Below are 26,753 nucleotides of genomic sequence, written 5' to 3'. Positions count from 1 at the left end.
ACAGGGGCGGCACGATTCGGCAAATTCAACCAATTACATACATAATCGGTATCAACAAACTTGGCACACTATTGAGTTCTCAAACAACAGACACATTTCGAATACTCGCGGAAACAATTCAGAGAATTTCTATTCCGCATTTCTTCGCTGCGATGTTTTTATCTTATTTCATTCATATTCACTTTTGCAAATCCGGTGATTTTCCCGGAATTCACTCTGTGGAATGAATCCGCCCAGCAGAATAAGAAGCAATTTCTCCAAGTCCGCGTGATCCGCGGCAAGAATTGCTTCTCATTAGTTGGGGTTTGTCGCCACTCAGCGGCGGCGACTCAGAAAACATTACACGCCCCCCGGCAGCCGTGCAAATCGGCTGCCGAAGGGCGTGCATGCAGGGCCGGAAGGTGCTAGGGGACCAGCACTTCAACGGTGGCCAGGTTCTTCTTGCCCCGGCGCAGCAACAGGTACTGGCCGTGCAAAAGTTCGTCTTCGGAAATCACGGCTTCAGGATCGGACACCTTCTCGTTGTTCACGTAGGCGCCGCCCTCCCCTACAGTCCGGCGGGCAGCAGACTTGCTTTCGGAAAGTCCGGACGCCACCAGCAGGTCCACGATCCCCATTTCATCCACCTGCACGGTGGCAGTGGGAAGCTCGGAAGTGGCCGCCTGGAGGGTTGCCTTGTCCAGCGCGGCCAGGTCCCCGTTGCCGAACAGCGCGGCGGAGGCCGCAATGACCTTCTCGGTGGCTTCCACGCCGTGCACCAGTGAGGTCACTTCGAAAGCAAGCTTCCGCTGGCCTTCCCTGGCGAACGGTCGCTCGGCCACCGACACGGCGATCTCTTCGATCTGCGCACGCGTCAGGAACGTGAACACCTTGAGCCGGTCCACCACATCGGCATCCGCTGTGTTGAGCCAGAACTGGTAGAAGGCGTACGGGCTGCACATGCCGGCGTCGAGCCAGATGGCATTGCCTTCGCTCTTGCCGAACTTGGTTCCATCGGAGTTGGTGATGAGCGGCGTACCCAGGGCGTGCACGCTCTTGCCCTCCACCTTGCGGATCAGTTCGGTGCCGCTGGTGAGGTTGCCCCACTGGTCCGAGCCACCGGTCTGCAGCACACAGCCGTAGTCGCGGTACAGCTGCAGGTAGTCCATGCCCTGCAGGATCTGGTAGCTGAACTCCGTGTAGCTGATGCCCTCGTCCGAGTTCAGTCGGGACGCCACGGCGTCCTTGCGCAGCATGGTTCCCACCCGGAAGTGCTTGCCCACTTCCCGCAGGAAGTCGATGGCGCTCAAGGGCGCCGTCCAGTCCAGGTTGTTCACCATCCGGGCAGCGTTGTCCCCGTCAAAGCTGAGGAAGCGCTCCACCTGGGCCTGGAGGTAACCAACCCACTCCGCCACCGTGTCCTTGGTGTTCAAGGTGCGTTCCGCCGTCGGACGCGGATCGCCGATCATGCCGGTGGAGCCGCCCACCAGTCCCAGCGGCTTGTGGCCGGCCAGCTGGAGGCGGCGCATGACCAGCAGCTGGACCAAGTTGCCCAGGTGCAGGCTCGGCGCGGTGGGATCGAAGCCGCAATAGTACGTAACCGGCCCGTTGGCGAGGAGCTTTTCCAGCTCTGCTTCGTCGGTGGAGACATGGACCAGCCCACGCCACTTCAGTTCCTGCCAAATGTTGGCGAAAGTGGGGTCGTTGCGCTGCGGTTCGAGGTTGTTCAGTTCTGGCACGCTTCCTAAGTTAGCAGTAACGCCGGAGGCCCTGTCAGCCGGCAATCCCGGCGGGTACGGGTTGGGCCGCGATCAGGCGCAGGCGCTGGGTGGCGCGGGTCATGGCCACGTAGAGGTCCCCTACCTTGCCGTGCTCGTGGTTGAGCATGGTGGATGGTTCCAGGACCACGACGCCGTCGAACTCCAGGCCCTTGGCCTCGCGCGGGCTGATCACCACGATGTCCTGTTCGTAGCTCCCGGCCCCGCTCCCGATCCGTCGCCCGTACACGGCGCGCAAGGCTGCCGTGGCCTGGGGCAGGAGGTCACCGTCGGCGATCACGGCGAGCAGGCCGCCGTCGAGCGCCCCAAGTTCCTCCGGAAGGACCTCGACGAGCCGGTCCACCACCGCGCCGGCGGAAACTTCATCGATGATGGGCGCCCAGCGCCCTTCCCGCACAGCCTTGGGCGCGGAAACCACCAGGCCGGCTGCGTTGGCCATCCTGACGGCGGCCTCCGCGATCTGGGACGGAGTGCGGTAGTTGACAGTCAGCTCCTCCAGCTGCCAGCGGTCACCGAACATGGGGGCCAGGGCCCCCTGCCAGGAGTTGGCCCCAGCCACGGAACTCGTCTGCGCGATGTCACCCACGATGGTGAACGACTTCAGGGGGCACCGCCGCACCAGCAGCCGCCACTGCATGGGCGACAGTTCCTGGGCCTCATCCACCACGATGTGTCCGAACGCCCACGTGCGGTCGCTGGTGGCGCGCTCGGCGGCGGTCTGCCGGGATTCCTGTTCCCGGTTCTGCTCGGCAAGCTCCTCCGCGGACATCAGGGGGTCCACCCCGGCGGCCTGCATGTTGACCAAGGTCTGCTTCGCGTTGGCGAGGTCCCTGGCACGGTCGTGCTCCTGTTGGGCCAGCCCGCGGCCCGCAGCCGGGTCCAGCTCGCCCAGCAATTCGGCGGCTTCGTCCAGCAGCGGCACGTCGGATTCGGTCCACGGGGCGTCGGCCGGGCGCTGCAGCAGCGCCCGCTCGGCCGGGCTCAGGTTGGGGGTGCAGAACTCCAGGATTTCCGGCTTGCTGAAGAGGTCGGAGATCAGCTTCTCCGGCGTCATGGGCATCCAGCACAGGTTCAGGGCGATCCGCACGTCCCTGGCAGTCCGGACGTCCTCGGCAAGGTAGGAGCGGTCGGCGTTGTTGCCGATGTTCCCGGCTTCGACCAGTTCGGTCATTTGCTCCGTCAGCTCGCGCAGCAGGATCTTCACGAATGTCACACGGGCCTCGTTGTACGGCTTCCCGGTGGCGCGGGCACGTTCCCGGGCACGGCGGACCTGCCGCGGCGTCAGGGTGAGCTTGCGCCCGTCCACCTCGAGGATCCGGTTCTGGGCGGGGACACGCATGCGGTTGGACACGGCGTTGGCCACGATGGCCGCCATGTCCAGGCGGCCCTTGATGGCGGCCACATCCGCGTCCGTTTCGGGCACGGCGTTGATCCCGGGCATCAGGCGGCCCAGGCTGGCCATGACCACGCCGGTCTCACCAAGCGAGGGCAGCACGCGTTCGATGTACTTCATGAACGACGACGACGGGCCCACCAGCAGCACGCCCGCACTCTTGAGCCGGTCACGGTGGGTGTAGAGCAGGTAGGCGGCACGGTGCAGGGCAACGGCAGTCTTGCCCGTGCCCGGGCCGCCTTGGACCACGACCGCACCGGAGATGGAGGACCGGATGATGCGGTCCTGCTCGGACTGGATAGTGCTGACGATGTCCGACATGCGGCCGGTGCGCTTGGAGTTCAGGGCAGCCAACAGGGCACCTTCGCCCTGGAGCGATTCATCATCGGTGAGCATGGCGGCGTCCAGCACATCGTCCTCGATGGCCTTCACTTCGCGTCCCTGCAGGATCAGGTGACGGCGGCGGCGCACGCCCTGGCGGTCGAAGGCCGTGGCCTGGTAGAAGTGCCCGGCTTCCGGCGCACGCCAGTCAACCATCAGCCGCTGCAGGTCCTCGGTGGTGAGGCCGATTCGGCCAATGTACTGCGCTTCCCCGGAGTCCAGGTCCAGGCGGCCGAAGACAAGCCGGTCATCCACCGCATCCAGCTGCGCCAGGCGGTCCTCATACAGTGCGGCGAACGCGTCACGTTCCGAAACGTTCTGCATGGTGCCCACGGCTCCCGCACGGCGGACCTGCGCCAGCTGGCCGCGCTTCTCCTCCCGGAGTTCCTCCAGCCGGGCATACAGGCCGGCTACATACTCCCGTTCGTGGGCCAATTCGGCGTCGTGCATTAACGTTCCCCTATCGCGAAAGACAGACCGTCCATTCTACAACCATTTCCGTTAACGCTGGTGAAACCCCGGTGGCTCGGCAGCCGGTTTGCGGATTCGTTGCCTCGCCGCCTTGTACTTGGAAACCGTGGGGTCCCCGGCAAGCCAGAACCGCCAGGCGTAGTCCGCGGAACCCCCGGCGCCCGCCACGCCCACGCGCGGGCCGGAACTGACGGGCCCTCCGGGTCCGGCCGGAAGCTCCAGGGCGAACGGCGGCGCCAGCGCATCCCGGCCGCTGTCCGCCGTCGTCAGCCCCAGTGCTTTGGCAAGGCGGGCCGGACCGCTGGCCAGGTCGGCCGGGCTTTTCGACGTCGGGCGGCGGCGCTGTGCCAGCTCGATGCCTTCCACGACCTCACCTGCCCGCAGCAGCAGCGCGGACGCGACGCCAGCCGGACCGCAGACAATATTGGTGCAGTGGTGCATGCCGTAGGTGAAATACACATAGAGGTGCCCGGCGGGGCCGAACATGGGGGCGTTGCGTGGCGTGGGCCCGCGGTAAGTGTGCGAACCGGGGTCCGGATGCAGCGAGTCCTCAGGCCCCATGTAGGCCTCCACCTCGGTGAGCCGGACGGACACGGCACCATCCCGGGATTCGTGGGTCAGCAAGGCGCCGAGCAGCTGCGGGGCCAGCTCGCGGGCGTCTGCGGACAGGAATTCCCGCAGTGCTTCCATTGCCCCAGTGCTTTGGTTCATTGCTTGACCTTACCCGGATGCTGCCGGTTTCATCGGCGTGGCCAAGGCCCCGGCACGCGACTTTTCCGCACCGACGGCCATGTCCGATTTCCGCTAGTACCGGTACGCCTCCACTGGCAGGATAGAGGAATGGACTTCTGGCAGCGCTACCGGGCAATCGATGCCCGCGATCCCCGGTTCGACGGCCAGTTTTTCACCGCCGTCCGCAGCACCGGGATCTACTGCCGCCCCTCGTGCCCCGCCCGCACCCCTAAGGCATCGAATGTGACATTTTACGAGACCTCGGCCGCCGCGCACGAGGCCGGCTACCGCGCCTGCAAGCGGTGCCTGCCGGAGGCGGTCCCGGGCACTCCGGCCTGGAACGTCCGGCAGGATATTGCGGGCAGGGCCATGCGCCTCATCAATGACGGCGTGATCAACCGCGACGGGGTGGGCGGCCTCGCTGCACGCCTCGGCTATTCGCCGAGGCAGCTGAACCGCATTCTGGGCCAGGAGCTCGGCGCCGGACCGCTGTCCCTGGCCCGTGCAGCGCGGGCCCAGACCGCCCGCACGCTGCTGGTGTCCACCACGATGAAGCTCGCTGACGTCGCGTTCGCGGCCGGCTTCAGCAGCGTGCGGCAGTTCAACGAGACCATCGCCGAAGTGTTCGACATGACGCCCACAGCCTTGCGCAAAACCGTCCGCCACCCGGGGTCCGGCGGCACCACCGCACTGGTGTTGGGCCTGCCGTACCGCCCACCCTTTGATCCGGGCATCTTTTCCTTCCTGGCCGTCCGTGCCATCCCGGGGATCGAGGAGGGCACTTCCACCTCCTATGCGCGCACGCTGAGGCTCCCCCACGGCGATGCCCGTTTCCGGGTGGAGTACGACGACGGGGCCCGGGGGCGGCCGCTGACCCTCACCGTCGGCGCGGTTGACCTGCGCGACCTGCCAGTGCTGCTCAGCCGCGTTCGAAGGCTCTTCGACCTCGACGCGGACCCGGAGGCGATCGATGAAGCCCTGGGCACCGACCCCCGCCTGGCCGCCTCCGTCCGCGAAGCTCCGGGAGTGCGGCTGCCGGGCGCCCTGGATCCACAGGAACTGCTGGTCCGCGCCATGGTGGGCCAGCAAATCACCGTGGCCGCGGCCCGGACCGCATTGACCCACCTGTCGGCTGCGGGCAGTCCCACGGGTTCACCCGGAGACGGCCTGGACCGGTTGTTTCCAACTCCCCTGGAAATCGCGGCGGCAGGAGATCTGCTCCGTGGTCCGAGGCGCCGAACGGAATCACTGCTTCATGCCGCGAACGCGATGGCCGGCGGGCGCCTGGAGTTTGGGTACGGCGACGACCTCCCCGGCCTCACCGCGGCACTTTTGCCGCTTCCCGGCGTCGGGCCTTGGACAGTGGGGTACGTCGCCATGCGGGTCCTCGGCGCCCCGGACATCTTCCTCGCCAACGATGCCGCGGTCCGGAACGGAATACGCGCCCTCGATAATGGAGGGAGTGCTTTGAGCCAGGACTTCCGGGAGACCAGCCCGTGGCGCTCCTACGCCACCATGCACCTTTGGCGTGCCGCTGCCCGGCCTGCCGCCACAACCACCGCTCCTGTGAAAGGGAAGCCATGAAAGCCCAAATGCTGCAGCTGTCCACCCCGGACGGTCCCTTCACCATCCTTGCCCGTGACGGCATGGTCCTCGCGTCGGGCTGGACCGCGGGCCTTCCGGAGCTGGTGGGGCAGGTCCATCCGGCGCTGCGCCCGGACGCCGTGGACGAGGTGGCAACCCTTGGCGGCATCTCCTCCGCCGTCGAGGCTTTCTACAGCGGCGACCCCGCACCGGCCATGGCCGTCCCCGTCCTCCAGCAGTCGGGCCCGTTCCGCGCCCATGCCTGGGACGTCCTGCGCCAGGTCAAGCCCGGTTCACCCGTCACGTACAGCGAGTACGCGGCACTGGCAGGCAATCCGCGCGCCGTGCGGGCCGCGGCCAGTGCCTGCGCCTTCAACGCGGCAGCCTTGTTCGTTCCGTGCCACCGCGTCATCCGTACGGATGGCTCGTTGGGCGGTTTCCGCTGGGGCCTGCGCATCAAGGAGAGCCTGCTGGCCCGCGAAGCCGCCTGACGCCGGGCAACTCCCCGAACCCGGTGCTACTTGGGGTCCGGGATTGCCGAAGGCCAGGGCAGGAGGCCGGGAAGGTCCGTGCCGTCCCCGGCGGCGGTGGCCCGCAGGCTGTCCAGGGACGGCGTCCGGCCGGCCAGCCACGCGGCGATGTCGGTGACCATCCCGCTGACGACGACGGTGCTGCCGCCGGCTCCGAGGGCCAGGGGCGGCAGTGCCATTGGCTGCAGCACCAGCCGCTTGTCGGCCGGTATCCGTGCGGCGAGGAAGTCGAAGAGGTGGGAGCAGAATTCCCTGCTCCAGGTTTCGGGGCCTGCTCCGGTGTCCAGGTCCGAGGTGTGGATGACCAGTTCCCGCCAAAGCGCCAGCCCGGCGTCGAAAATCACGCCGTCGCGGAACGCTATGTGTGTCTGCCACTCCTCGCCGTCCAAGGCATCGAAGGCTGTGAGCGCCCGCTGCATGGCCTCGTCGACGTCGTCCCGGTGCTGCTGAAGGCTGTGCCCGGCGGCAAGATCGATGGCCCGGTTACGGCCGTCCACGCCGCCGTCGTATAGCTCCACGGTCTCGCCGCGCCGGCCGTATTCCACCTGGCGGGCCAACGCATTACAAATACCGGTGATGTGGGCCAGAAGGTGTCCGCGGCTCCAGCCGGGAAGGGCGGACGGAGCGCGTTCGCCACCGTCGGGGATGCGGTCCATGGCGGCGGTCAGCGCCGTGGCGGCCTTGTGCAGCCCAGCCAGCAGGCCGGCAGGAGAAGGAGAGGTCATGCGGCCAGCCTAGCGGAGCCGTCAGGAGAGCGGCCGTCCGTCCGGCCCGACACGGTGGCGCACGTGATGCCCGTCGTTGCTGGCCTGCCAGAACTCGATCTCAACAGGCTGCAGGGCGTAGAGCTGCCAGTGCGGGTTGTCGGTGCCGTCAGCCCTGGGGCGCTCATGCCAGTCAACGGCGGACGCCTCCGCGGACAGTTCGGTCACGGCGCCAACTACGCGGACCTGGCGGCCCAGCCCGGGCCAGTAGAAGTTCATCGCCGCCCGGGGTGACTCCGCCAGTTCCCGGCCCTTGCGGGAAGTGCGGGACGTGGCGAAGTGCCAGCCGTCGTCGTCGATGTTCTTCAGGATAAGCATGCGCGAGGATGGCTGCGGCTTGCCGTTGGCGTCTCCGCCGACCGTGGCCAGGCTGAAGGCATGCGGCTGCTGCTCACCGGCATCCATCGCCTCGTCCAGCCACTGCTTGAAGAGCAATGCCGGGTCCTGCGGCGCACTGTCCGGGTCGAAGCCGGGCAGGTCGGACGGAAAGTCGGGCAGGGTGCGAAGGAACTTGCGGAAGGTTTCGCTCATGGCCCCAGCCTAGCCACAGACGCCGAGGGACCCGGGCCAATGCCCCGGGACCCTCGGCAGCAATGCGTCCTACCCGGCGTACTCCCGCACGCCGGCCAGCTCGCCTTCCAGCGCGGCCAGCTGGCGTTCGACGGCGGCCGGCGCCGTTCCGCCCTGGGAGTTCCGGCTGTTGAGCGAACCCTCGGTGGAGAGGACAGTGCGGACCTCGGGCGTGAGGTGCTCCGAGATCGCCGCGTACTCTTCGTCGGTCAGGTCCCACAGCTCAACGCCGCGGGACTCTGCCTGCTTCACGGCGGCACCGGAGAGCTCATGTGCCTCGCGGAACGGAACGCCCTGGCGGACCAGCCACTCGGCAATGTCCGTGGCCAGCGCGAAGCCCTGCGGGGCCAGCGACTCCATCCGCTCAGTGTTGAAGGTCAGGGTGGCGATCATGCCGGACACGGCCGGGAGCAGCAGCTCCAGGGTGTCGGCGGCGTCGAACACCGGTTCCTTGTCCTCCTGCAGGTCGCGGTTGTAGGCCAGAGGCAGGCCCTTGAGCGTGGCCAGCAGCCCGGTGAGGTTGCCGATCAGGCGCCCTGCCTTGCCGCGGGCCAGCTCGGCAACGTCCGGGTTCTTCTTCTGCGGCATGATCGAGGACCCAGTGGAGTACGAATCATCCAGCGTGACGAAGGAGAACTCCTTGGTGGCCCAGAAGATGACTTCCTCGGAGATCCGGGACAGGTCCACGCCGATCATCGAGCAGACCCAGGCGAACTCGGCGAAGACGTCGCGGGCGGCGGTGCCGTCGATCGAGTTGTGCACGGCGGAAAAGAACCCGAGGTCCGCGGCCACGGCCTCCGGGTCCAGGCCCAGCGAGGACCCGGCCAGCGCGCCCGAGCCGTACGGTGAAACCCCGGCCCGCTTATCCCAGTCCTGGAGCCGCTGCACGTCGCGCAGCAGGGCCCAGGCGTGGGCCAGGAGGTGGTGGCTGAGCAGGACCGGCTGCGCGTGCTGCAGGTGGGTGCGGCCGGGCATGGCGACACCGTGGTGCGCCTTGGCCTGCTGCACCAGGGCGTCCACGGTAGCCAGGACACCTCGGGCGATGATCCGGGCGTGGTCGCGCAGGAACATCCGGCCCAGGGTGGCCACCTGGTCGTTGCGGGACCGCCCCGCACGCAGCTTGCCGCCCAGCTGGGCACCGGCGCGCTCGATCAGGCCGCGTTCCAGCGAACCGTGCACGTCCTCATCGGACTCCGCCGGCAGATAGGCACCGGAGGCCACGTCCTCGTCCAGCTTGGTGAGGGCTTCAAGCATCCCCTGCAGCTCGGCATCGTCCAGCAGCCCGGCCTTGTGCAGCACGCGTGCGTGCGCCTTGGAACCGGCAATGTCGTAACGCGCCAGCCGCCAGTCGAAGTGCGTGGACTTGCTCAGCGCCGCGAGGGCATCCGCGGGACCGCCGGCGAACCGGCCGCCCCACAGCGCGCCTGTATTAGTAGCCTCCGTTTTTTGCTCAGCCACAGGGGCTACTTCCCTGCGACGCGGATGTCGCGGCCGGAGGCAACCTTGGCGGACATGCCCCACAGCTCGATGAAGCCCTTGGCCTGGGACTGGTCGAAGGTGTCGCCGGTGTCGTAGGTGGCCAGCGAGAAGTCGTACAACGAGGTGTCCGAGCGGCGGCCGTTGACGATGGCCTGGCCACCGTGCAGGGTCATGCGGATGTCGCCGGAGACGTACTTCTGGGTGTCCTCGATGAAGGCGTCCAGGGAGCGCTTAAGCGGGGAGAACCACTGGCCGTCATACACCAGCTCGGCCCAGCGCTGGCCCACGGTGGCCTTGAAGCGGGCCTGCTCGCGCTCGATGGTGATGTCCTCAAGGTGCTTGTGCGCGGTGATCAGCGCCATGGCGCCGGGGGCCTCGTAGATTTCGCGGGACTTGATGCCCACCAGGCGGTCCTCGACGACGTCGATGCGGCCTACGCCCTGGGCGCCGGCGCGGCGGTTCAGTTCCTTGATGGCCTGCAGCGGGGTGACCTTGACGCCGTCAATCGCGACGGGCACGCCGGCTTCGAAGGAGATGGTGACCTCATCCGGTGCCGGCGGGAACTCCGGGGTGGCGGTGTAGTCGTAGATGTCCTTGGTGGGAGCGTTCCAGATGTCCTCGAGGTAGCCGGTTTCCACCGCGCGGCCCCAGACGTTCTGGTCGATGGAGTACGGGTTCTTCTTGGTGGTCTCGATGGGCAGTCCCTTTTCCTCGGCGAAGGCGATGGCCTTGTCGCGGGTGAGGGCGAGGTCGCGGACCGGTGCGATGCACTTCAGGTCCGGGCCGAGGGTCTGGATGCCGACTTCGAAGCGTACCTGGTCGTTGCCCTTGCCGGTGCAGCCGTGGGCCACGGTGGTGGCGCCGAATTCGCGGGCTGCCTTCACCAGGTGCTTGACGATGACCGGGCGGGAGATGGCGGACACCAGCGGGTAGTGGCCCTGGTAGAGGGCGTTGGCCTTCAGCGTGGGCACGCAGTATTCGTTGGCGAACTCATCCGATGCGTCGGCGACGTAGGCTTCGACGGCGCCGCAGCCCAGGGCGCGCTGGCGGATGGTTTCCAGCGATTCGCCGCCCTGTCCGACGTCGACCGCCACGGCGATGACCTCGGCGCCGGTGGCTTCACCGATCCAGCCGATGGCGACGGACGTGTCCAGGCCGCCGGAGTAGGCCAGCACAATGCGTTCAGTCACTTTAAATGCTCCTTGTTGGGGGTTGGTTGATTCTTTGTCTTCAAGCTTATTGCCCGGCTTCCTCAGCCAGTTGCAGGAAGCGGGCGGCGAGGTCCGGGCCACCCAGGGGGTCGCGGGAGACCAGCAGGACGGTGTCGTCACCGGCGATGGTGCCCAGGATGGACGGCATCACCGAGTGGTCGATGGCCAGGGCCAGGAAGTTCGCGGCCCCGGGCGGCGTCCGGAGAACAGCGATGTTGGCGGAGGCTTCGGCAGTGACCAGCAGTTCGCTGCACAGCCGGGCGAGCCGGGCATCCAGGATCTCCTGCGTGACGCCGCTCTTGGCGGCCCTTTCGCCGCCCTCGCCGGGGACGGCGTACACCAGGACGCCCTCCTTCCCGCGGACGCGGACGGCACCCAGCTCGACGAGGTCCCGGGACAGCGTGGCCTGGGTGACCTGCACGCCGTCGTCCGCCAGCAACGCCGCAAGCTCCGCCTGGGAACGCACGGACTGCCCGGTGAGGATGGCGGTGATGCGCGCCTGCCGGGCGGTCTTGGTGGCCGGGCTGCTGCCCGGGGAGGACGGCTGGGCGGACACTAGAACGTGCTCTCCCCAGTGCCCTCGACGGGGGAAAGGCCGTCAACGAAGGCCAGGCCGGACCGGTGCATCAGCCAGGCCATCAGCGCCTTCTGGGCGTGAAGCCGGTTTTCGGCTTCGTCCCAGACGATGGACTGCGGGCCGTCGATAACGTCGGCGGAGATTTCGTAGCCGCGGTAGGCAGGCAGGCAGTGAAGCACGACGGCGTCATCCGCAGCCAGTGCCATGGCGCCGGAGTCCACGGAGTAGTCCCGGAACAGCTGCATCCGGGCTTCCTTTTCGGCCTCCTGGCCCATGGACACCCAGGTGTCGGTGGCCACGACGTCCGCCCCCTGGAGGGCCGCATTGGCGTCACTGGTGATCAGCACCGAGCCGCCGGTTTCAGCCGCGCGTTCCTCGGCAGCAGCCACAATTTCAGCGGCGGGCAGGTAGCCCTCCGGGCCGGCGATGCGGACGTGCATGCCGGCGGTGACCCCGGCCAGGAGGTAGGAGTTGGCCATGTTGTTGGCGGCATCGCCCAGGTAGCTCATGGTGAGGCCCTTGAGCTGGCCCTTGTGTTCTTTGACGGTGAGCAGGTCCGCGAGGAGCTGGCAGGGGTGGTAGTCGTCGCACAGCGCGTTGATGACCGGCACCTTGGAGTTCTCCGCCATGGCCACCAGGCCGGCATGCGCTCCGGTGCGCCACACGATGGTGGAGACCATGCGCTCCAGGACCTTGGCGGTGTCCTCCACGGATTCCTTGTGCCCGATCTGCGCCTCGCCCGGATTGATGACCAGCGCGTTTCCGCCCATGTCCGCGACACCGGTGGCGAAGGAGACCCGGGTCCGGGTGGAGGTCTTGTCGAAGATCACGGCCACGGTCTTGCGGCCGCTGCCTTCCGCGGCGTAGGGCTGCACGCTGTAGGGGGCCGCCTTCATGCGGGCGGCGAGCTCCAGCACCTCTGCCTGCTCGGCGGGGCTGAGGTCGGTGTCCTTGAGGAAGTGCCGGGTTGCGGTGGTCACTGGGCGTCCTTAGCTGCTTGGAGGATTGCCGGGAAGGCGGCGAGGAAGGTGTCGGCCTGGCCCGCGGTGAGGATCAGCGGCGGGGCCAGGCGGATCGTGTGGGGGCCGGGGCTGTTGATGATGAAGCCCGCGTCGAGGGCTGCCTGCACAGCGGCGGGGGCAACGTCGGCGTCGAGGTCGAAGCCGATCAAGAGGCCTTCGCCGCGGACCTCGGTCACCCCCGGGATGGCAGCCAGCCCGGAGCGCAGGTGCTCCCCCACCGCGGTGGCGTTCGCCAGGACGTTCTGGCTTTCCAGTGCGTGGAGGGTGGCGAGGGCGGCCGCGGTCGCCACCGGGTTGCCGCCGAACGTGGTGCCGTGCTGGCCGGCGGACAGCAACGACGACGCCTGCTCACCGAAGGTGATGAGGGCACCGATGGGGAATCCGCCCCCCAGGCCCTTGGCCAGGGTGACGGCGTCGGGGACGATCCCGGCGTCCTCGCTGGCCAGCCATTTGCCGGTGCGGCCGATGCCGGTCTGGACTTCATCAAGGATCAGCAGGGCGCCAACTTTGCTGGTGGCTTCGCGGGCAGCTTTAAGGTAGCCCGGCGGCAGCGGGCGGACGCCTGCTTCACCCTGGATGGGCTCCAGGAAGACGGCAGCGACGGTTTCGTCCACCGCGGCCTCCAGGGCGGCGATGTCGCCGAACGGGATGTGCACCACACCGCCTGGCAGCGGCTCGAAGGGAGCCCGGTAGGCTTCCTTGGCCGTGAGCGCCAGTGCTCCCATGGTCCGGCCGTGGAAGGCGCCTTCAAGGGCAATGATCCTGGTCCGTTTGGTATCGCCGGTGCCGGTATTGCGGCGCGCCAGCTTGAACGCTGCCTCGTTCGCTTCCGTGCCGGAGTTGCTGAAGAACACCTTGGACCCGGCAGGCGCGTGGGCCAGTTCCAGGAGCTTTTCAGCCAGAGCCACCTGTGTGGGGCTGGTGAAGAAGTTGGAGACATGGCCCAGGGTGGCCAACTGGCTGGCGATGACCGACGTCACGAACGGATGGGCGTGGCCCAGGGCGTTGACGGCGATGCCACCCAGCAGGTCCAGGTATTCCTTGCCGTCGGCGTCCCACACCAGGCAGCCGGCGCCGCGGACCAGGACGCGCTGCGGCGTGCCGAACACGTTCATGAGCGAGCTGGAGTACCGGGAGAGCCACTCGGAGCCGGCGTGGCCCGTGGTTTCGACGAGCTCCGTGACCGGGGTTTCCACATTCTCGACCACTTCGGTGTGCTTGTTCATGCGTTGATCTCCTCGTCCGGGACTACCTGGGTGCCGATGCCCGCCGTCGTAAATGTTTCAAGAAGCATGGAGTGGGGCAGGCGCCCGTCCACGATGTGTGCGCGTTCCACGCCTTCGTCGATGGCCTTCAGGCAGGCGGCCATCTTGGGGATCATGCCCGACTCCAGCCGGGGCAGCATCTCCCGCAGCTCTGAGGCCGTGAGCGAGGAGATCAGCGACGACTTGTCCGGCCAGTTGGCGTACAGGCCTTCGACGTCGGTCAGGATGACCAGCTTGGAAGCGCCCAGCGCCGAGGCGACGGCGGCCGCTGCGGTGTCGGCGTTGACGTTCAGGACCTGGCCTGTGGGCTGGAACCGCGCGGCGCCGGCCACGCCGTCACCGCCGTCGACGATCTCCGGCGCCACCGTGGAAATCACGGGGATGCGCCCGGCAGCCAGGATGTCCACAATGCCTGCGGGGTCGACGCCGACTACCTCGCCCACGAGTCCCAGGTCCACGTCTTCGCCGTCCACCACGGTCCCGGTGCGGACCGCGCGGAGGAGGCCGCCGTCTTCGCCGGACATGCCGACGGCGTAGGGTCCGTGGGAGTTGATCAGGCCCACCAGTTCGCGGCCCACCTGGCCGGTGAGAACCATGCGGACCACGTCCATGGCTTCGGGGGTGGTGACGCGCAGGCCGCCCTTGAACTCGGATTCGATGCCCAGCCGGCCCAGCATGGAGTTGATCTGGGGGCCGCCGCCGTGCACCACCACGGGGTGGATGCCCACGTGGTGGAGGAAGACGATGTCCTCGGCGAAGGCACGCCGGAGTTCGTCGTTGACCATGGCGTTGCCGCCGTACTTGATCACCATGGTGGTGCCGGCGAACCGCTGGATCCAGGGCAGCGCCTCGATCAGGGTTGCTGCCTTGTCCTGGGCAGCGGACATGCTGGTGGTTTCACGCGTCTGGGTGTTCATGGTGTCACTTTCCACAGCGGTCTGGACCTGGAGGGCAGCGCCCTTAGCTGGAGTAGGCGCTGTTTTCGTGGACGTAGTCGTGGGTGAGGTCGTTCGTCCAGATGGTGGCCTCGGCATCGCCTGCCTGCAGGTCGATCTCCACCAGGACCTCGCGCGGTTCCAGGTCCACCAGGCTGCGGTCATCGCCAATGCTGCCGTCGCGGCAGATCTGGACGCCGTTCATGGCGACGTTGAGCTTGTCGGGTTCAAAGGCGGCGTCGGTGGTGCCCACCGCTGAGAGCACGCGGCCCCAGTTGGGGTCCTTGCCGAAGATGGCGGCCTTGAACAGGTTGGAGCGGGCCACTGACCGGCTGACGGTTTCGGCGTCAGCTTCGCTGGCCGCGTTGAACGTGCGGATTGCGATGTCGTGGCTGGCTCCCTCGGCGTCGGCGATCAGCTTCCGGGCCAGTTCGGCGCAGACCTGCGTGAGTGCGGCGCCGAAGGCCTCTGCTGACGGCACGGCTCCCGAGGCACCGGATGCCATCAAAACCACGGTGTCGTTGGTGGACATGCAGCCGTCAGAGTCGGCGCGGTCAAAGGTGACGCGGGTGGCATCGCGGAGGACGACGTCGAGCATTTCCGGCTGGACGTCGGCATCGGTGGTCAGCACCACCAGCATGGTGGCCAGCCCGGGAGCCAGCATGCCGGCGCCCTTGGCGATGCCGCCGATGCTGAATTCCTGGCCGTCGGCGTCGGTGCCGATGAAGAGCGCTGACTTGGGCACGCTGTCGGTGGTCATGATGGCGGTGCCCGCAGCGGCTCCCCCATCAGTGCTGAGCGCGGCGGCGGCGGCTTCTACGCCCGGAAGGATCTTGTCCATGGGCAGCTGCTCGCCGATCAGGCCGGTGGAGCAGACGAACACGTCGGTCGCAGAGATGCCCAGGACCTCGGCAACTTTTTCCGCCGTGCTGTGGGTATTCTGGAAGCCGGTGGGCCCCGTGCAGGCGTTGGCGCCGCCCGAGTTGAGGATGACGGCGTCCACACGGCCGTCGGAGACTACCTGGCGCGACCAGTGTACGGGGGCTGCTGCCACCCGGTTGCTCGTGAAGACGGCGGCGGCGGCCTTGGACGGGCCGTCATTGACGACCAGGGCGAGGTCCGGGTTGCCGGAGGCCTTGAGTCCGGCGGTGACGCCGGCGGCCCGGAATCCCTGCGGTGCGGTGATGGTCACGGGGCTACTCCCTGCAGGTTGAGGCCAGCGGTTTCCGGCAGGCCGAGTGCGATGTTCATGGACTGCACGGCGCCGCCGGCAGTGCCCTTGGTCAGGTTGTCGATCACGCACGTGACGACGACCCGACCCGCGTGGGGATCGAATGCCACCTGCATGGCCGCATGGTTGGAACCCAGGACAGACTTGGTCGTCGGCCACTGGCCTTCCGGCAGCACGTGCACGAACGGCTCGTCCTCGTACGCTTCGATCCACGCCAGGCGCAGCTGCGCGGCGGTGGTGCCGGGCTTGACCTTCGCGGTGGCGGTGCTCAGGATGCCCCGGCTCATCGGGGCCAGCGTGGGCGTGAAGGAAACAGTGACTTTCTCCCCCGCCGCCTTCGACAGGCCCTGCTCGATTTCCGGTGTGTGCCGGTGCCCGCCACCCACGCCGTAGGGGCTCATGGAGCCCATCACTTCGGAGCCAATCAGGTTGACCTTGGCGGCTTTGCCCGCGCCCGATGTGCCGGAGGCGGAAACGATCACGACGTCGTCGGGTTCCAGAAGGTGGTCAGCGAACCCGGGAGTCAGCGCCAGGAGGGCCGACGTCGGGTAGCAGCCGGGAACGGCAATGCGCTTGGCACCCTTCAAGGCTTCGCGCTGGCCGGGCAGTTCCGGCAGACCATAGGGCCAGGTGCCGGCGTGCGGGGAACCGTAGAACTTTTCCCAGGCGGCGGGGTCTTCGAGGCGGTGGTCTGCGCCGGCGTCGATCACCACTGTCCCTTCGGGCAGCTGGGCGGCGATTTCAGCGGAGGCACCATGCGGCAGCGCGAGGAAGACCACGTCATGGCCGGCGAGGTTGGCCACCGTGGTGTCTTCGAGGATCCGATCGGCCAGCCCGTGCAGGTGCGGCTGCAGTTCGCCAAGCCGGGACCCTGCATTGCTGTGAGCCGTGATGGCGCCGATGGTCACGCCAGGGTGCCCGGCAAGGAGGCGCAGGACCTCTCCCCCGGCGTAGCCGCTGGCTCCCGAAACCGCAACAGAAATAGTCATGCTCCGACTATACAGCAATAGTTATGCATTACTACCGATATTTATGCATCATGAACGTCCTGGCTTCGGAACGCTCCCTCTTGTCGCGCTGCCCGCGGGTGTCCCTAGGATGGTCTCGGCAGCCGGGGCCGGAAACGCCGGGACCCGCGAAAGGAGAGCCATGACGCACGCAATCGTCGCACGGCAGGCAGGCGGACCGGAAGTCCTTGACTATGTGGAGGTTGAACCCCCCGCGCCGGGCCGCGGACAATTGCTGATCAAAGTCGGGGCGGCCGGCGTCAACTTCATCGACACCTACAAGCGCAGCGGCACCTACAAAGTTTCCTACCCCTTTACTCCCGGATCGGAAGCTGCAGGCACGGTGGAGGCGGTGGGCGACGGCGTGACGGGCTTCGCCGTGGGTGACCGGGTTGCCACCGCCGAAGGCATCGCCTGCTACGCGGATTACGCGCTGGTGGATGAGGACGCCGCACTGCCGGTCCCGAAGGGCCTGGACGTCTTCACCGCGGCAGCCCTTCCGCTGCAGGGGGTTACGGCACACTACCTGATGAATTCCACGTTCAAGGTGGAGCCAGGCCACAAGGTCCTGCTGCATGCCGGGGCCGGCGGTGTGGGGCTGCTGCTGATCCAGCTGCTCAAGGCACGCGGCGCTGAAGTCCTCACCACGGTTTCGACGGACGAAAAGGAGCAGCTGGCGCGCGGCGCCGGCGCGGACCACGTGCTGCGCTATGACGGCTTTGCGGAGCGGGTCAGGGATATCACCAGCGGAACCGGGGTGGACGTGGTGTACGACGGCGTGGGCAAGGACACCTTCGACGGTTCGCTTTCCGCACTGCGGGTCCGCGGCATGCTGGTGCTGTTCGGCGCCGCGTCCGGCCCTGTGCCGCCCTTCGATCCCCAGCGGCTCAACTCCGGGGGCTCCCTGTTCCTGACACGTCCCACCATGGGCCATTATTTGCGGGATGCCGCCGAGCGGCGCTGGCGCTCGGACGAAGTGTTTGCCGCCGCTGCCGACGGCAGCCTGAAGGTCCGGATCGGAGCGCGCTACCCGCTAAGCCGGGCCGGTCAGGCGCACCGCGACCTGGAGGGCCGCAAGACCACCGGCAAGGTCCTCCTGGTGCCCTGACGGTCGGCGTCTTAACGATGGAGGAACATGAAGCGTACGGACAGGAGTCATAAGCGGGCCCATGACACCTCCCGTTCACCTGCGGCAGGCAAAATGGGCCGGTGACTCAGCAGCAGGTCCCCCGCAGGGACTCATCGTCCCCCGAAGCCCCTCCCGCCGGCCACCCCACTGGCCCTCGGGTGGAGGCGGGGATCTTCGCGCCGCAGATGGCCGGCGCGGTCGCGGCTCCGCCGGCCCGGACACTGGTCGACATCATCCAGGAGACGGCCGCCAGGTACCCCGACGCCTCGGCGCTGGATGACGGGCTGCGGTCCCTCAGTTATGCGCAACTGATGGAGGAAGTCCGGGCGGCTGGCCGCCGGCTGCACAAGGCAGGGCTGGGCGCCGGCGACAGGATTGGCGTCCGGATCCCGTCCGGCACCAATGAGCTGTATGTTTCGATCCTTGCCGTCCTTCTGGTGGGGGCGGCCTACGTACCGGTGGATGCTGATGATCCGGACGAGCGGGCACAACTGGTCTTCAGGGAAGCGAAGGTGGCAGGTGTGCTGGGGGCGGGGGGCACCCTGTCTTTCCCCTCACGGGCGGCCGGGCCCAGCGGCGCTCCGCCGCGGCCTGCCCCTTTCCACGGTGCACGTCCGCCGGGCCCGGCGGACGATGCCTGGATCATTTTTACCTCGGGGTCAACTGGCACTCCCAAAGGCGTCGCCGTCAGCCACCGGTCAGCGGCGGCCTTCGTCGACGCCGAATCCCGGATCTTCCTCAAGGACGAACCCCTCGGGCCCCAGGACCGGGTCCTGGCCGGGCTGTCCGTTTCCTTCGACGCCTCCTGTGAGGAGATGTGGCTTGCCTGGCGGCATGGGGCCTGCCTGGTGCCTGCACCGCGGGCCTTGGTCCGCACAGGGATGGACCTGGGTCCCTGGCTTATCAACCACGGGATCAGTGCGGTCTCTACCGTCCCCACACTCGCTGCCCTGTGGCCTGCGGAATCGCTTGAAAATGTCCGGCTGCTTATCTTCGGTGGCGAGACCTGTCCGCCGGAGCTCGCGGAACGCCTGGCCGTGGATGGCCGCGAGGTCTGGAACACTTACGGCCCCACCGAGGCAACCGTCGTGGCCTGCGCCGCGCCACTTGGCGGACCGGGCCCCGTCCGGATCGGACTGCCGCTCGACGGGTGGGACCTCGCTGTCGTTGACCCCAACTCAGTGCCCGTAGCCGAAGGCGAAGTGGGCGAACTGATCATTGGCGGCGTGGGCCTGGCACGATACCTTGACCAGGCGAAGGACGCTGAGAAGTACGCCGCAATGCCAAGCCTTGGCTGGGAGCGGGCCTACCGGTCCGGGGATCTGGTCAGGTTTGAGGCCACGGGACTGATCTTCCAGGGCCGCGCGGACGAGCAGGTGAAGCTGGGTGGCCGCAGGATCGAACTTGGCGAGATCGATGCCGCCCTCCAGTCCCTTCCCGGCGTCGGCGGAGCGGCGGCCGCCGTCCAGACAACGGCCGCCGGCAACCAGATCCTGGTGGGGTACCTGGCACCGGCTGCGGGGACGGAACTGGATCTCTCCGTCGTCCGCGGGAAACTGGCTGAAAGCCTGCCTGCCGCCCTTGTTCCCATGCTCACCGTGGTGGACTCGTTGCCCACCAAGACCAGCGGCAAGGTCAACCGCCATGCGCTCCCCTGGCCCCTGGCCGGGGCGGCTGCCGCCGAGGCCGACGCTGCACCGCTTAGTCTGCCCGCTGACGCCGCGTGGATCGTCGAACAGTGGAGCGCCGTCCTGGGCAGCCCCGTTACCTCGCTGGACGCGGACTTCTTTGCCTACGGCGGCGGTTCCCTCACGGCAGCCCAGCTCGTGTCGGCCCTGCGGGTGCACTATCCCACCATCACCGTGGCAGACATTTATGCGACACCACGGGTGGGCGCCCTCGTGGAAGTGGCACGACAGTCCAGTCCCCACGGGACAGGCGGTCCTGCGCCCCAACGCACGGTGCGGCCCACCGCCCCCAAGTCGCAGATCTTCCAAACCTTGATGGGCGTCCCACTGCACGTCCTGGTGGGAATGCGCTGGCTGACCTACCTCATGGTGGGAAACAATCTCCTGTCCGGGCTTGCGGGCTTCACTGCCGCGCCCACCGTTCCGTGGTGGTGGGTGGCAGCATCGTGGCTCGTCTTCGTCAGCCCCGCCGGACGCATGCTGATCTCAGTCGCAGCGGCCAGGATGCTTCTCCGCAAGGTCACGCCCGGGACCTATCCCCGGTCCGGACGGGTACACCTCCGGCTCTGGCTTGCCGAACAGATCCAGGATCTGTCCGGCGCCATCAGCCTCGCCAGCGCACCATGGGTCCCCTACTACGCCCGTGCTCTGGGCGCCAAGATCGGCAGGGACGTCCAGCTCCACTCCCTGCCGCCGGTCACGGGCCTGCTGTCCCTGGGGTCCGGGGCCAATGTCGAGCCGGAAGTGGACCTCTCCGGCTGGTGGATTGATGGCGACCACGTCCATATAGGCGCAGTCCGGATCGGGTCCGGGGCCACAATCGGGGCCCGGAGCACCCTGATGCCCGGCGCTGTTATCGGGGCGGACGCCCATGTAGAAGCCGGCTCCGCAGTGTCAGGCAAGGTAAAAGCAGGACATTGGGTGGCAGGATCTCCGGCGCAGCGGCGGGGCAGGGCAAAGCACAGCGTGCCGGAGGCTGCCGCGCACACCACCCTCCAGGCCAGGTTTTGGTTCCTCGGATTTTCCGCAGCCTCGGCAGTCCTGGCCATTTTCCCCTACCTGTCCGCTGTTGCCGCCGGAGCCGTGGTCTTCGCTTTCATTCAAGGGAGCGCTTCCCTGTCCGCTGCAGCCCCCAGGCTCGTCCCGGCCCTGCCGCTGGCGGCCTTGGCCTGGTTCCTCTCCAACGCCCTGCTGGTCCTGGTCACCACCAGGCTGCTGAGCATCGGCCTCACCGAGGGCTACCATCGTGTCCGGAGCAGGGTGGGGTGGCAGGTGTGGGCCACAGAACGCGTCCTCGACCTGGCGCGCGACCTGCTCTTCCCCATCTACGCCAGCCTTTTCACCCCTGTGTGGCTGCGCCTGCTGGGCGCCAAGGTCGGCCGGAACGTCGAAGCGTCCACCGTCTTGCTTATCCCCAGCATGACCACTGTGGGCGAAGGCGCATTCCTGGCGGACGACACCATGGTGGCATCATACGAACTGGACGCCGGATGGTTGCGCATAGCACCCGCCAAGATCGGAAAGCGGTCGTTTCTGGGCAACTCCGGAATGACTGCCGCCGGACGCAGCGTCCCCAAGAATTCACTCGTGGCCGTGCTGTCGGCAACACCGGCAAAGGCCAAATCCGGCACTTCATGGCTGGGCAGTCCCCCCGTCCGGCTGCGGCGGACAGCCATCGCTTCGGACGATTCACGCACCTTCCGGCCACCGCTCAAACTAAAGGTGGCACGGTCCCTGTGGGAACTTTGCAGATTCGTTCCCGTCATGTTGACCGTCTCCATCGCGGCCGCAGTCCTGCTCACTTTCGACTGGCTCGCAGCCACTTTCAATTACGGCATGGCAGCCGTGATGAGCGGCATCGTTGTCCTTGCGGCCGGGGCAACAGCGGCCGCGGCTGCGGTGCTCGCCAAGTGGGCACTCGTGGGGCGGATCAAGGCCGGTGAACACCCCCTGTGGAGTTCCTTCATCTGGCGCAACGAGGTGGTGGATGCCTTTATCGAAATGGTCAGCGCGCCGTGGTTCGCCCGCGCAGCATCGGGCACCCCGGCGCTGGTCTGGTGGCTGCGGGCGCTCGGAGCCAAGATCGGGTCCGGCACCTGGTGCGAGAGCTATTGGCTTCCGGAGGCAGATCTGGTGACGCTGGGCCGGAATTCCACGGTTAACCGGGGCTGCGTGGTGCAAACGCACCTGTTCCACGACCGGGTGATGAGCATTGACGCTGTTACGCTCGAGGACGGGGCCACCATGGGCCCGCACGGGGTCATCCTTCCCCAGGCCAGCATCGGCGCCGGCGGAACGGTGGGGCCGGCATCATTGGTGATGCGCGGCGAAGCAGTGCCCGCCGCAACGTACTGGATGGGCAACCCGGTCAGCCCATGGACCGGGCCCGGATCGCCGTCTGCCACCTAACCGAAGGTCCCATGAGTTCTTCAGCATCTGCCGCCCCGGGCAGCATCTCCGCCGCCACCGGAACCTCCCCGGACCCGTACCTGCCCGGTGCCGGAACAAACGCCTTCCGGGTCGAGCGGTACGAACTGGACCTGGACTACCGGGTGGCCAGCAACCGGCTCAGCGGCAAAGCGGTGCTGCACGGCGTGACCCGCGCTCCGACGTCGGCCATTGTCCTGGACCTTGTTGGGCTGCGCGCCACGAAGGTCCTGCTGGACGGCCGCAAGCCGCTCCGGTTCAGCCAGCGCGCCGGGCAGCTGGTCGTCACCTCCCACGGGCCCTTCCGCCCGGAGCAATCCTTCATCCTGGAAGTGCGTTATGAGGGCAACCCGCGGCCGCGGCGCGGCGCCTGGGGAGACGTGGGTTGGGAGGAACTGACGGACGGTGTCCTTGTGGCAGGGCAACCCAACGGGGCACCCTCCTGGTTCCCATGCAACGACCACCCCCGCGACAAGGCCAGCTACTGTTTCACAGTCACCACCGAGGCGAACTACCGGGTGGTCTGCAACGGCGTTTTGCAGTCGCATGCCGCCCGTGCCAGCCGGGAAACCTGGGTCTACGAGCAAACGGAGCCGATGGCCGCCTACCTGGCCACCGTACAGATTGGCAGGTACACGCCGTTGGAGCTGGACGCCGGACGGGAGGGGACGCCCGTTCCTCAGTCCGTGGCAGTCTCCCCTGTCTTGGCGGACCGTGCCAGGACGGGACTCGCCCAGCAACCGGCAATGATGCGAACGTTCAACAACTGCTTTGGCCCTTATCCGTTCCCCGCGTACACAGTGGTGGTGACCGAAGACGAACTGGAAATCCCACTCGAGGCGCAGTCGATGGCAATCCTGGGTCCCAACCACCTGGGCCTGGACTGGGAGTCCCAGCGCCTGATCGCCCATGAGCTGTCGCATCAGTGGTTTGGCAATTCCCTGACGGCCAGCGGTTGGCAGGACATCTGGCTGCACGAGGGCTTCGCCTGCTATGCCGAGTGGATCTGGTCCGAGGAAGCCGGCGTCATGAGTGTGGCGGAGCGGGCCGCGGCGGCCTGGCACCGGTTGGCGGAGGAAGACCAGGACATCCTGGTGGGCGATCCCGGTCCCGGTCGGATGTTCGACGACCGCGTGTACAAGCGGGGCGCTCTGGCCCTGCACGCCGTCCGGATGGCCCTGGGCGACCTCGCCTTTTTCGCCGTCCTCCAGGACTGGACGGCCGGCCATAGGCACGGCTCCGTCACTACGCAGGACTTCATCGTGGCGGTCAGCAGCGCCACAGCTGTCGATGCGGAGCCGCTGCTGCACCCCTGGCTTTACGAGGAGCCGCTGCCGCCGCTTCCGCTGGCATGAACGGGTCCGGAGAGCGCGACGGCGGCGGCCAAGTGTGCGGGCAGCCCGGTTTCAGCAGGGCCCAGGTCCCGCAGGCCCGGACGCGCGCTGACGTCCACGGTGGACGGCGCAATCCGGAGCCCGTCACCGGTCATTTTCAGCCAGGCTTCCTTGCGTGCCCAGAGCCTGGCCCTCGCCGCCGGGAGCAGCTCCACCGTGACGTTCCGGAGGTTCCGGCGCTCCGCAGGCGTCAGGGCAAGCCCGTCAAACCCGTCAAAGCCGGTACGGGACGGATCCTCGATGTCGGCGCCCAGCCGCGTTCCCGGGGAGGCACCCACCACCGCCGCCAACAACGTCCAGCCACCGGCCCGGGACAAGCTAAGCGCCAGCGGCACGGGGGCACCCCGATAGCTGTATCCCGGCCGGCCGTGGCCGGTCCCCGGCCCGGTTCCGCACTGCAGGCAACTGTAAGCTACGGTGAGGTCCGCGGCGGGAAGTGACAGCAATTCGCCTGCAAAGACCCTCTGGGCAACGCGGCCGGCAAGGAACATACGGCCGGAAGCCGGAGACATGGCCTTGCCCCGTGCCAGTTCGACGCCGTCCAGCAGGCGTTCGGCATCCCGCCACACCCCACCGTCTTTCCCGGACAGCAGGAAGGGCGGGATGGCGCGCACCTCGCATTGCGCCATGACCCGCCCTTCCCGAAAAGCCTGCAGGGAACCTACCGCTGGACAGCTCCGAAGCGTTCGGCGGCCAGGGCAACTGCGCTCTCACGCGCCGCCGAGGCCTCGTCAGCGGTCAGGGTGCGGTCAGCGGCCCGGAACCGGAGGCCGAAGGCCAGCGACTTCTTGCCGTCTTCGATGCCCTTGCCTGCGTAGACGTCGAACAGAGCCACATCTTCCAGGAGCTGGCCGGCACCTTCGCGCAGCGCGGCAAGGACCTCGTCCGCCGGAACGTCGGCCGGAACCACCAGGGCCACGTCCTGGGTGGCCACCGGGAACGTGGAAATGTGGCGCGCCACGATCACGTCGGGTGCGGCCTCGAACAGGGCATCGGCGTCAAGTTCCAGCGCCACCGAGCGGGCCGGCATGTCCGAGGCGGCCAGCAGCTTGGGGTGCAGTTCGCCGGCGTAGCCAACGGTCTCCCCCGTGCGCAGCGCCAGCCGGGCGGTGCGGCCGGGGTGGAACGCCTGGTGGCTGCCCTGGCTGACAACCAGGTCCACGCCCAGCACGTCGCCGGCAAGCCGGGCTACGTCCAGTGCGTCTGCCCAGTCCCACACGCGGGGCGTGTGGGACGCGGCGGCCGGGGAATCGTGGCCGGTAAGGACTGCCGCGATGTGGAACGGCTGGTTCGGGACGCCGTCGTACAGTGCGTCAAGAACCTCATCGGCAGGCTTGGCGCCCAGCGGCGGGATGGCCGCAGTTCCCACCGTCCCCTCCGGCAGGAACACCAGGCCGGATTCAAACAGGGCCAGGTCCCGGAAGCCACGGGAGTGGTTGCGCTTGGCCACCTCGATCAAGCCGGGCAGGATGGACGTGCGCAGGTAGCCGTGCTCCTCGCTGATCGGGTTGGCCAGCTTGAGGGCGGTCCGCGCCCCTCCTTCGTCAGCCACGCCGAAGGTGTCGTTGGCCGCCTTGGACACGAAGGGATAGGACAGGACCTCGGTGAGTCCGGCGTCGGCCAGGGCCTGGATCAGGCGACGGCGCTGCTGCTGGACGCGCGTCAGTCCGCGGCCCGGCGGGGCGACCGGCAGGGTGGCGGGGATCTTGTCGTAGCCCACCAGCCGGGCGATTTCCTCGGTCAGGTCTTCCTTGGTCTCCAGGTCGCTCCGCCAGCTCGGCGGCGTAACTGTCCACCCGGCGTCGTGCTTTACTACCACGGCGCCCAGGTCCTCAAGGGACGTGACAATCTGCTGCTCAGTGAAGTCGATGCCGATCCGTGCGGCAGCAAAACCGGCGGGCAGCTCGATGGTGACGGTGTCCGGGGCGGTCCCGACGTCGGTTCCCGCTTCGTCAGCGGTGCCGCCGGCCAGTTCCACCAGGAGGTCCACCACGCGCTGGGCGGCGATGCCCGCCACCTGCCAGTCCACGCCTCGCTCGAATCGCTTGGACGCCTCGGACGGCAGCTTGTGCCGGCGCCGTGACCGCCCGATGGACACGTCGTCAAAGTGCGCGGACTCCACGAGGATGTTCGACGTCGAATCGCCCACCTCGGTGGCAGCCCCGCCCATGACTCCTGCGATGCCGATGGCGCCGGAGTTGTCGGTGATGAGCAGGTCCTCGGCGTCAAGGGTGCGCTCCTTGCCGTCCAGGGTGGTGATCTTCTCCCCTGCGGCGGCGCGGCGCACCACGATGTCGCCGGAGAGCTTGTCCAGGTCATAGCAGTGCGTGGGCTGGCCCAGCTCGAGCATGACGTAGTTGGAGATGTCCACGGGCAGCGAGATGGAGCGGATGCCCGCGAGCCGGAGCCGGGACACCATCCACGGCGGGGTGGGCTTGGTGGCGTCCACCCCCCGGACGGTGCGCGCCACGAAGCGGTCGCAGCCCGGCTTGCCGTAAATGGGGGCGTCGTCGTTGAGCTTGACGCCGTACCCGCCGGAAAGTTCGGCCGGTGCCTGAACCCTGGATGCGGGATCCGTGAAGGCGGCGCCGGTGGCGTGCGCGTATTCACGGGCCACGCCGCGGATGGAGAAGGCGTAGCCGCGGTCCGGGGTGACGTTGATTTCGGCCGCCTGGTCGTAGAGGCCAAGGAGCTCCATGGCATCAGTGCCCACCTCGGGGTCCAGCCCGATGCGGGACAGCACCAGGATGCCGTCGTGGTCCTCGCCGATGCCCAGTTCGCGGACCGAGGCGATCATGCCGGCGGACAGGTGTCCGTACGTCTTGCGGGCTGAGATGCGGAAGTCGCCGGGCAGCACGGCGCCGGGAAGCGTGACCACCACTTTGTCGCCCTCAACGAAGTTGTGCGCGCCGCAGATGATGCCCTGGACGCCGGACGGGTCGATTCCGTCCCCGGTGAGGGTCTGTTCCTTGCCTTCGGGGACAACGCGGACCTGGCACCAGTTGATGGTCTTGCCGTTGGTCTGCGGTTCCTTGACGAGGCTCAGGACCTGGCCCACCACCACGGGGCCCTGGAGGGTGTCCGTGGGACGGTGGACGGCTTCTTCTTCAAAGCCGACCTTGACCAGGTCTTCCATGACGTCTTCGGCCGTTGCTCCGGCCGGCACTGCTGCGAATTCCCGCAGCCAGGAAAGTGGGATACGCACT

21 protein-coding genes are annotated in these 26,753 nt (G+C 67.7%); 6 read left to right on the top strand and 15 right to left on the bottom strand.

The features are described from left to right. Positions 1 to 227, top strand: a 227-nt coding sequence (locus tag AB0313_RS11900; protein WP_366305681.1) for a hypothetical protein, incomplete at its 5' end; no start/stop codon positions are given. A gap of 177 nt (positions 228 to 404) precedes the next feature. On the opposite strand, the gene tyrS is transcribed toward AB0313_RS11900, so the two are convergent. Genes tyrS through AB0313_RS11885 form a run of 3 tightly spaced genes read right to left on the bottom strand, consistent with a single transcriptional unit; the run spans position 405 to position 4,713 of the window. Next, complete coding sequence (tyrS, locus tag AB0313_RS11895) at positions 405 to 1,718, bottom strand: tyrosine--tRNA ligase (RefSeq protein ID WP_366305679.1); 1,314 nt, start codon at positions 1,716 to 1,718, stop codon at positions 405 to 407. A gap of 34 nt (positions 1,719 to 1,752) precedes the next feature. After that, positions 1,753 to 3,981: an AAA family ATPase gene (locus AB0313_RS11890; RefSeq protein ID WP_141940825.1), complete on the bottom strand. Its 2,229-nt coding sequence runs from the start codon at positions 3,979 to 3,981 to the stop codon at positions 1,753 to 1,755. A gap of 51 nt (positions 3,982 to 4,032) precedes the next feature. After that, positions 4,033 to 4,713 carry a DNA-3-methyladenine glycosylase gene (locus tag AB0313_RS11885; protein WP_366305677.1) on the bottom strand — a complete coding sequence of 227 codons (681 nt, stop codon included), beginning with the start codon at positions 4,711 to 4,713 and terminating at the stop codon, positions 4,033 to 4,035. A gap of 129 nt (positions 4,714 to 4,842) precedes the next feature. On the opposite strand from AB0313_RS11885, the gene AB0313_RS11880 reads away from it, so the two are divergent. Both AB0313_RS11880 and AB0313_RS11875 read left to right on the top strand, forming a co-directional pair. Further along, entirely contained in the window at positions 4,843 to 6,318 is a 1,476-nt protein-coding gene (locus tag AB0313_RS11880) for an AlkA N-terminal domain-containing protein (protein ID WP_366305675.1), read from the top strand. Next, positions 6,315 to 6,809, top strand: coding sequence for a methylated-DNA--[protein]-cysteine S-methyltransferase (locus AB0313_RS11875; RefSeq protein ID WP_307303683.1), 495 nt, complete (start codon positions 6,315 to 6,317; stop codon positions 6,807 to 6,809). Before AB0313_RS11880 ends, AB0313_RS11875 begins: the two co-directional genes overlap by 4 nt. A 26-nt stretch (positions 6,810 to 6,835) precedes the next feature. Here the strand turns inward: AB0313_RS11875 and AB0313_RS11870 are convergent, their stop codons facing one another. From AB0313_RS11870 to argC, 10 genes are all read right to left on the bottom strand, one after another. After that, the gene (locus AB0313_RS11870; protein WP_141940821.1) at positions 6,836 to 7,573 is read right to left on the bottom strand and encodes a maleylpyruvate isomerase family mycothiol-dependent enzyme; all 738 of its coding nucleotides are present in this window, start codon (positions 7,571 to 7,573) and stop codon (positions 6,836 to 6,838) included. 21 nt (positions 7,574 to 7,594) lie between these two features. Next, positions 7,595 to 8,143 carry a pyridoxamine 5'-phosphate oxidase family protein gene (locus AB0313_RS11865; protein ID WP_307303681.1) on the bottom strand — a complete coding sequence of 183 codons (549 nt, stop codon included), beginning with the start codon at positions 8,141 to 8,143 and terminating at the stop codon, positions 7,595 to 7,597. Between the two features lie 69 nt (positions 8,144 to 8,212). Beyond that, complete coding sequence (argH, locus tag AB0313_RS11860) at positions 8,213 to 9,640, bottom strand: argininosuccinate lyase (protein ID WP_366305673.1); 1,428 nt, start codon at positions 9,638 to 9,640, stop codon at positions 8,213 to 8,215. 5 nt (positions 9,641 to 9,645) lie between these two features. Further along, positions 9,646 to 10,851: an argininosuccinate synthase gene (locus tag AB0313_RS11855; RefSeq protein WP_018763590.1), complete on the bottom strand. Its 1,206-nt coding sequence runs from the start codon at positions 10,849 to 10,851 to the stop codon at positions 9,646 to 9,648. A 46-nt stretch (positions 10,852 to 10,897) separates the two neighbouring features. Beyond that, entirely contained in the window at positions 10,898 to 11,428 is a 531-nt protein-coding gene (locus tag AB0313_RS11850) for an arginine repressor (protein WP_141940818.1), read from the bottom strand. Next, positions 11,428 to 12,429, bottom strand: a complete 1,002-nt coding sequence (gene argF, locus AB0313_RS11845) for an ornithine carbamoyltransferase (RefSeq protein WP_307303678.1) — start codon at positions 12,427 to 12,429, stop codon at positions 11,428 to 11,430. Before argF ends, AB0313_RS11850 begins: the two co-directional genes overlap by 1 nt. Further along, positions 12,426 to 13,697: an acetylornithine transaminase gene (locus AB0313_RS11840; protein WP_366305670.1), complete on the bottom strand. Its 1,272-nt coding sequence runs from the start codon at positions 13,695 to 13,697 to the stop codon at positions 12,426 to 12,428. Before AB0313_RS11840 ends, argF begins: the two co-directional genes overlap by 4 nt. Then, positions 13,694 to 14,653, bottom strand: a complete 960-nt coding sequence (gene argB / locus AB0313_RS11835) for an acetylglutamate kinase (protein ID WP_366305668.1) — start codon at positions 14,651 to 14,653, stop codon at positions 13,694 to 13,696. The genes AB0313_RS11840 and argB overlap by 4 nt, the downstream gene beginning before the upstream one ends. A 43-nt stretch (positions 14,654 to 14,696) precedes the next feature. Further along, positions 14,697 to 15,863: a bifunctional glutamate N-acetyltransferase/amino-acid acetyltransferase ArgJ gene (gene argJ / locus AB0313_RS11830; RefSeq protein WP_141940814.1), complete on the bottom strand. Its 1,167-nt coding sequence runs from the start codon at positions 15,861 to 15,863 to the stop codon at positions 14,697 to 14,699. Beyond that, positions 15,860 to 16,891, bottom strand: a complete 1,032-nt coding sequence (gene argC, locus AB0313_RS11825) for an N-acetyl-gamma-glutamyl-phosphate reductase (RefSeq protein ID WP_307303674.1) — start codon at positions 16,889 to 16,891, stop codon at positions 15,860 to 15,862. Before argC ends, argJ begins: the two co-directional genes overlap by 4 nt. Before the next feature lie 160 nt (positions 16,892 to 17,051). Between argC and AB0313_RS11820 the strand changes: the two genes are divergently transcribed. The 3 genes from AB0313_RS11820 (at position 17,052) to AB0313_RS11810 (ending at position 23,508) form a co-directional block, all read left to right on the top strand. Beyond that, a complete protein-coding gene (locus tag AB0313_RS11820; protein ID WP_141940812.1) occupies positions 17,052 to 18,017 on the top strand; it encodes a quinone oxidoreductase in 966 nt (321 codons plus the stop codon). Positions 18,018 to 18,223: 206 nt separating this feature from the next. Next, positions 18,224 to 22,135 carry a Pls/PosA family non-ribosomal peptide synthetase gene (locus AB0313_RS11815; RefSeq protein ID WP_366305697.1) on the top strand — a complete coding sequence of 1,304 codons (3,912 nt, stop codon included), beginning with the start codon at positions 18,224 to 18,226 and terminating at the stop codon, positions 22,133 to 22,135. Positions 22,136 to 22,146: 11 nt separating this feature from the next. Then, positions 22,147 to 23,508 (top strand): M1 family metallopeptidase, encoded by a 1,362-nt coding sequence (locus AB0313_RS11810; protein ID WP_366305665.1) that lies wholly within the window; start codon positions 22,147 to 22,149, stop codon positions 23,506 to 23,508. Here the strand turns inward: AB0313_RS11810 and AB0313_RS11805 are convergent. Both AB0313_RS11805 and pheT read right to left on the bottom strand, forming a co-directional pair. Next, on the bottom strand, positions 23,472 to 24,176 hold the full coding sequence (locus tag AB0313_RS11805) for a 4'-phosphopantetheinyl transferase superfamily protein (RefSeq protein ID WP_174237485.1): 705 nt from the start codon (positions 24,174 to 24,176) through the stop codon (positions 23,472 to 23,474). The two genes, AB0313_RS11810 and AB0313_RS11805, sit on opposite strands and share 37 nt — an antisense overlap. A gap of 32 nt (positions 24,177 to 24,208) precedes the next feature. Continuing rightward, on the bottom strand, positions 24,209 to 26,752 hold the full coding sequence (pheT, locus tag AB0313_RS11800) for a phenylalanine--tRNA ligase subunit beta (protein ID WP_307303669.1): 2,544 nt from the start codon (positions 26,750 to 26,752) through the stop codon (positions 24,209 to 24,211). Between the last annotated feature and the right edge of the window lies 1 nt (position 26,753).

Origin of the sequence: Pseudarthrobacter sp. NPDC080039 (genome assembly GCF_040702335.1) — a bacterium.
Lineage (GTDB): Bacteria > Actinomycetota > Actinomycetes > Actinomycetales > Micrococcaceae > Arthrobacter > Arthrobacter enclensis_A.
The sequence above is the reverse complement of the archived record's forward strand: the minus strand, read 5'-3'. Positions and strand labels throughout refer to the sequence as shown.

What these genes read in the sequence shown, in the direction of transcription:
- AB0313_RS11890 (WP_141940825.1), bottom strand. Translation starts at nt 3,981, where the DNA reads ATGCACGACGCCGAATTGGCCCACGAACGGGAGTATGTAGCCGGCCTG.
- AB0313_RS11885 (WP_366305677.1), bottom strand. Translation starts at nt 4,713, where the DNA reads ATGAACCAAAGCACTGGGGCAATGGAAGCACTGCGGGAATTCCTGTCC.
- AB0313_RS11880 (WP_366305675.1), top strand. Translation starts at nt 4,843, where the DNA reads ATGGACTTCTGGCAGCGCTACCGGGCAATCGATGCCCGCGATCCCCGG.
- AB0313_RS11875 (WP_307303683.1), top strand. Translation starts at nt 6,315, where the DNA reads ATGAAAGCCCAAATGCTGCAGCTGTCCACCCCGGACGGTCCCTTCACC.
- AB0313_RS11870 (WP_141940821.1), bottom strand. Translation starts at nt 7,573, where the DNA reads ATGACCTCTCCTTCTCCTGCCGGCCTGCTGGCTGGGCTGCACAAGGCC.
- AB0313_RS11865 (WP_307303681.1), bottom strand. Translation starts at nt 8,143, where the DNA reads ATGAGCGAAACCTTCCGCAAGTTCCTTCGCACCCTGCCCGACTTTCCG.
- AB0313_RS11840 (WP_366305670.1), bottom strand. Translation starts at nt 13,697, where the DNA reads ATGAACAAGCACACCGAAGTGGTCGAGAATGTGGAAACCCCGGTCACG.
- argB (WP_366305668.1), bottom strand. Translation starts at nt 14,653, where the DNA reads ATGAACACCCAGACGCGTGAAACCACCAGCATGTCCGCTGCCCAGGAC.
- argC (WP_307303674.1), bottom strand. Translation starts at nt 16,891, where the DNA reads ATGACTATTTCTGTTGCGGTTTCGGGAGCCAGCGGCTACGCCGGGGGA.
- AB0313_RS11820 (WP_141940812.1), top strand. Translation starts at nt 17,052, where the DNA reads ATGACGCACGCAATCGTCGCACGGCAGGCAGGCGGACCGGAAGTCCTT.
- AB0313_RS11815 (WP_366305697.1), top strand. Translation starts at nt 18,224, where the DNA reads ATGGCCGGCGCGGTCGCGGCTCCGCCGGCCCGGACACTGGTCGACATC.
- AB0313_RS11810 (WP_366305665.1), top strand. Translation starts at nt 22,147, where the DNA reads ATGAGTTCTTCAGCATCTGCCGCCCCGGGCAGCATCTCCGCCGCCACC.
- AB0313_RS11805 (WP_174237485.1), bottom strand. Translation starts at nt 24,176, where the DNA reads ATGGCGCAATGCGAGGTGCGCGCCATCCCGCCCTTCCTGCTGTCCGGG.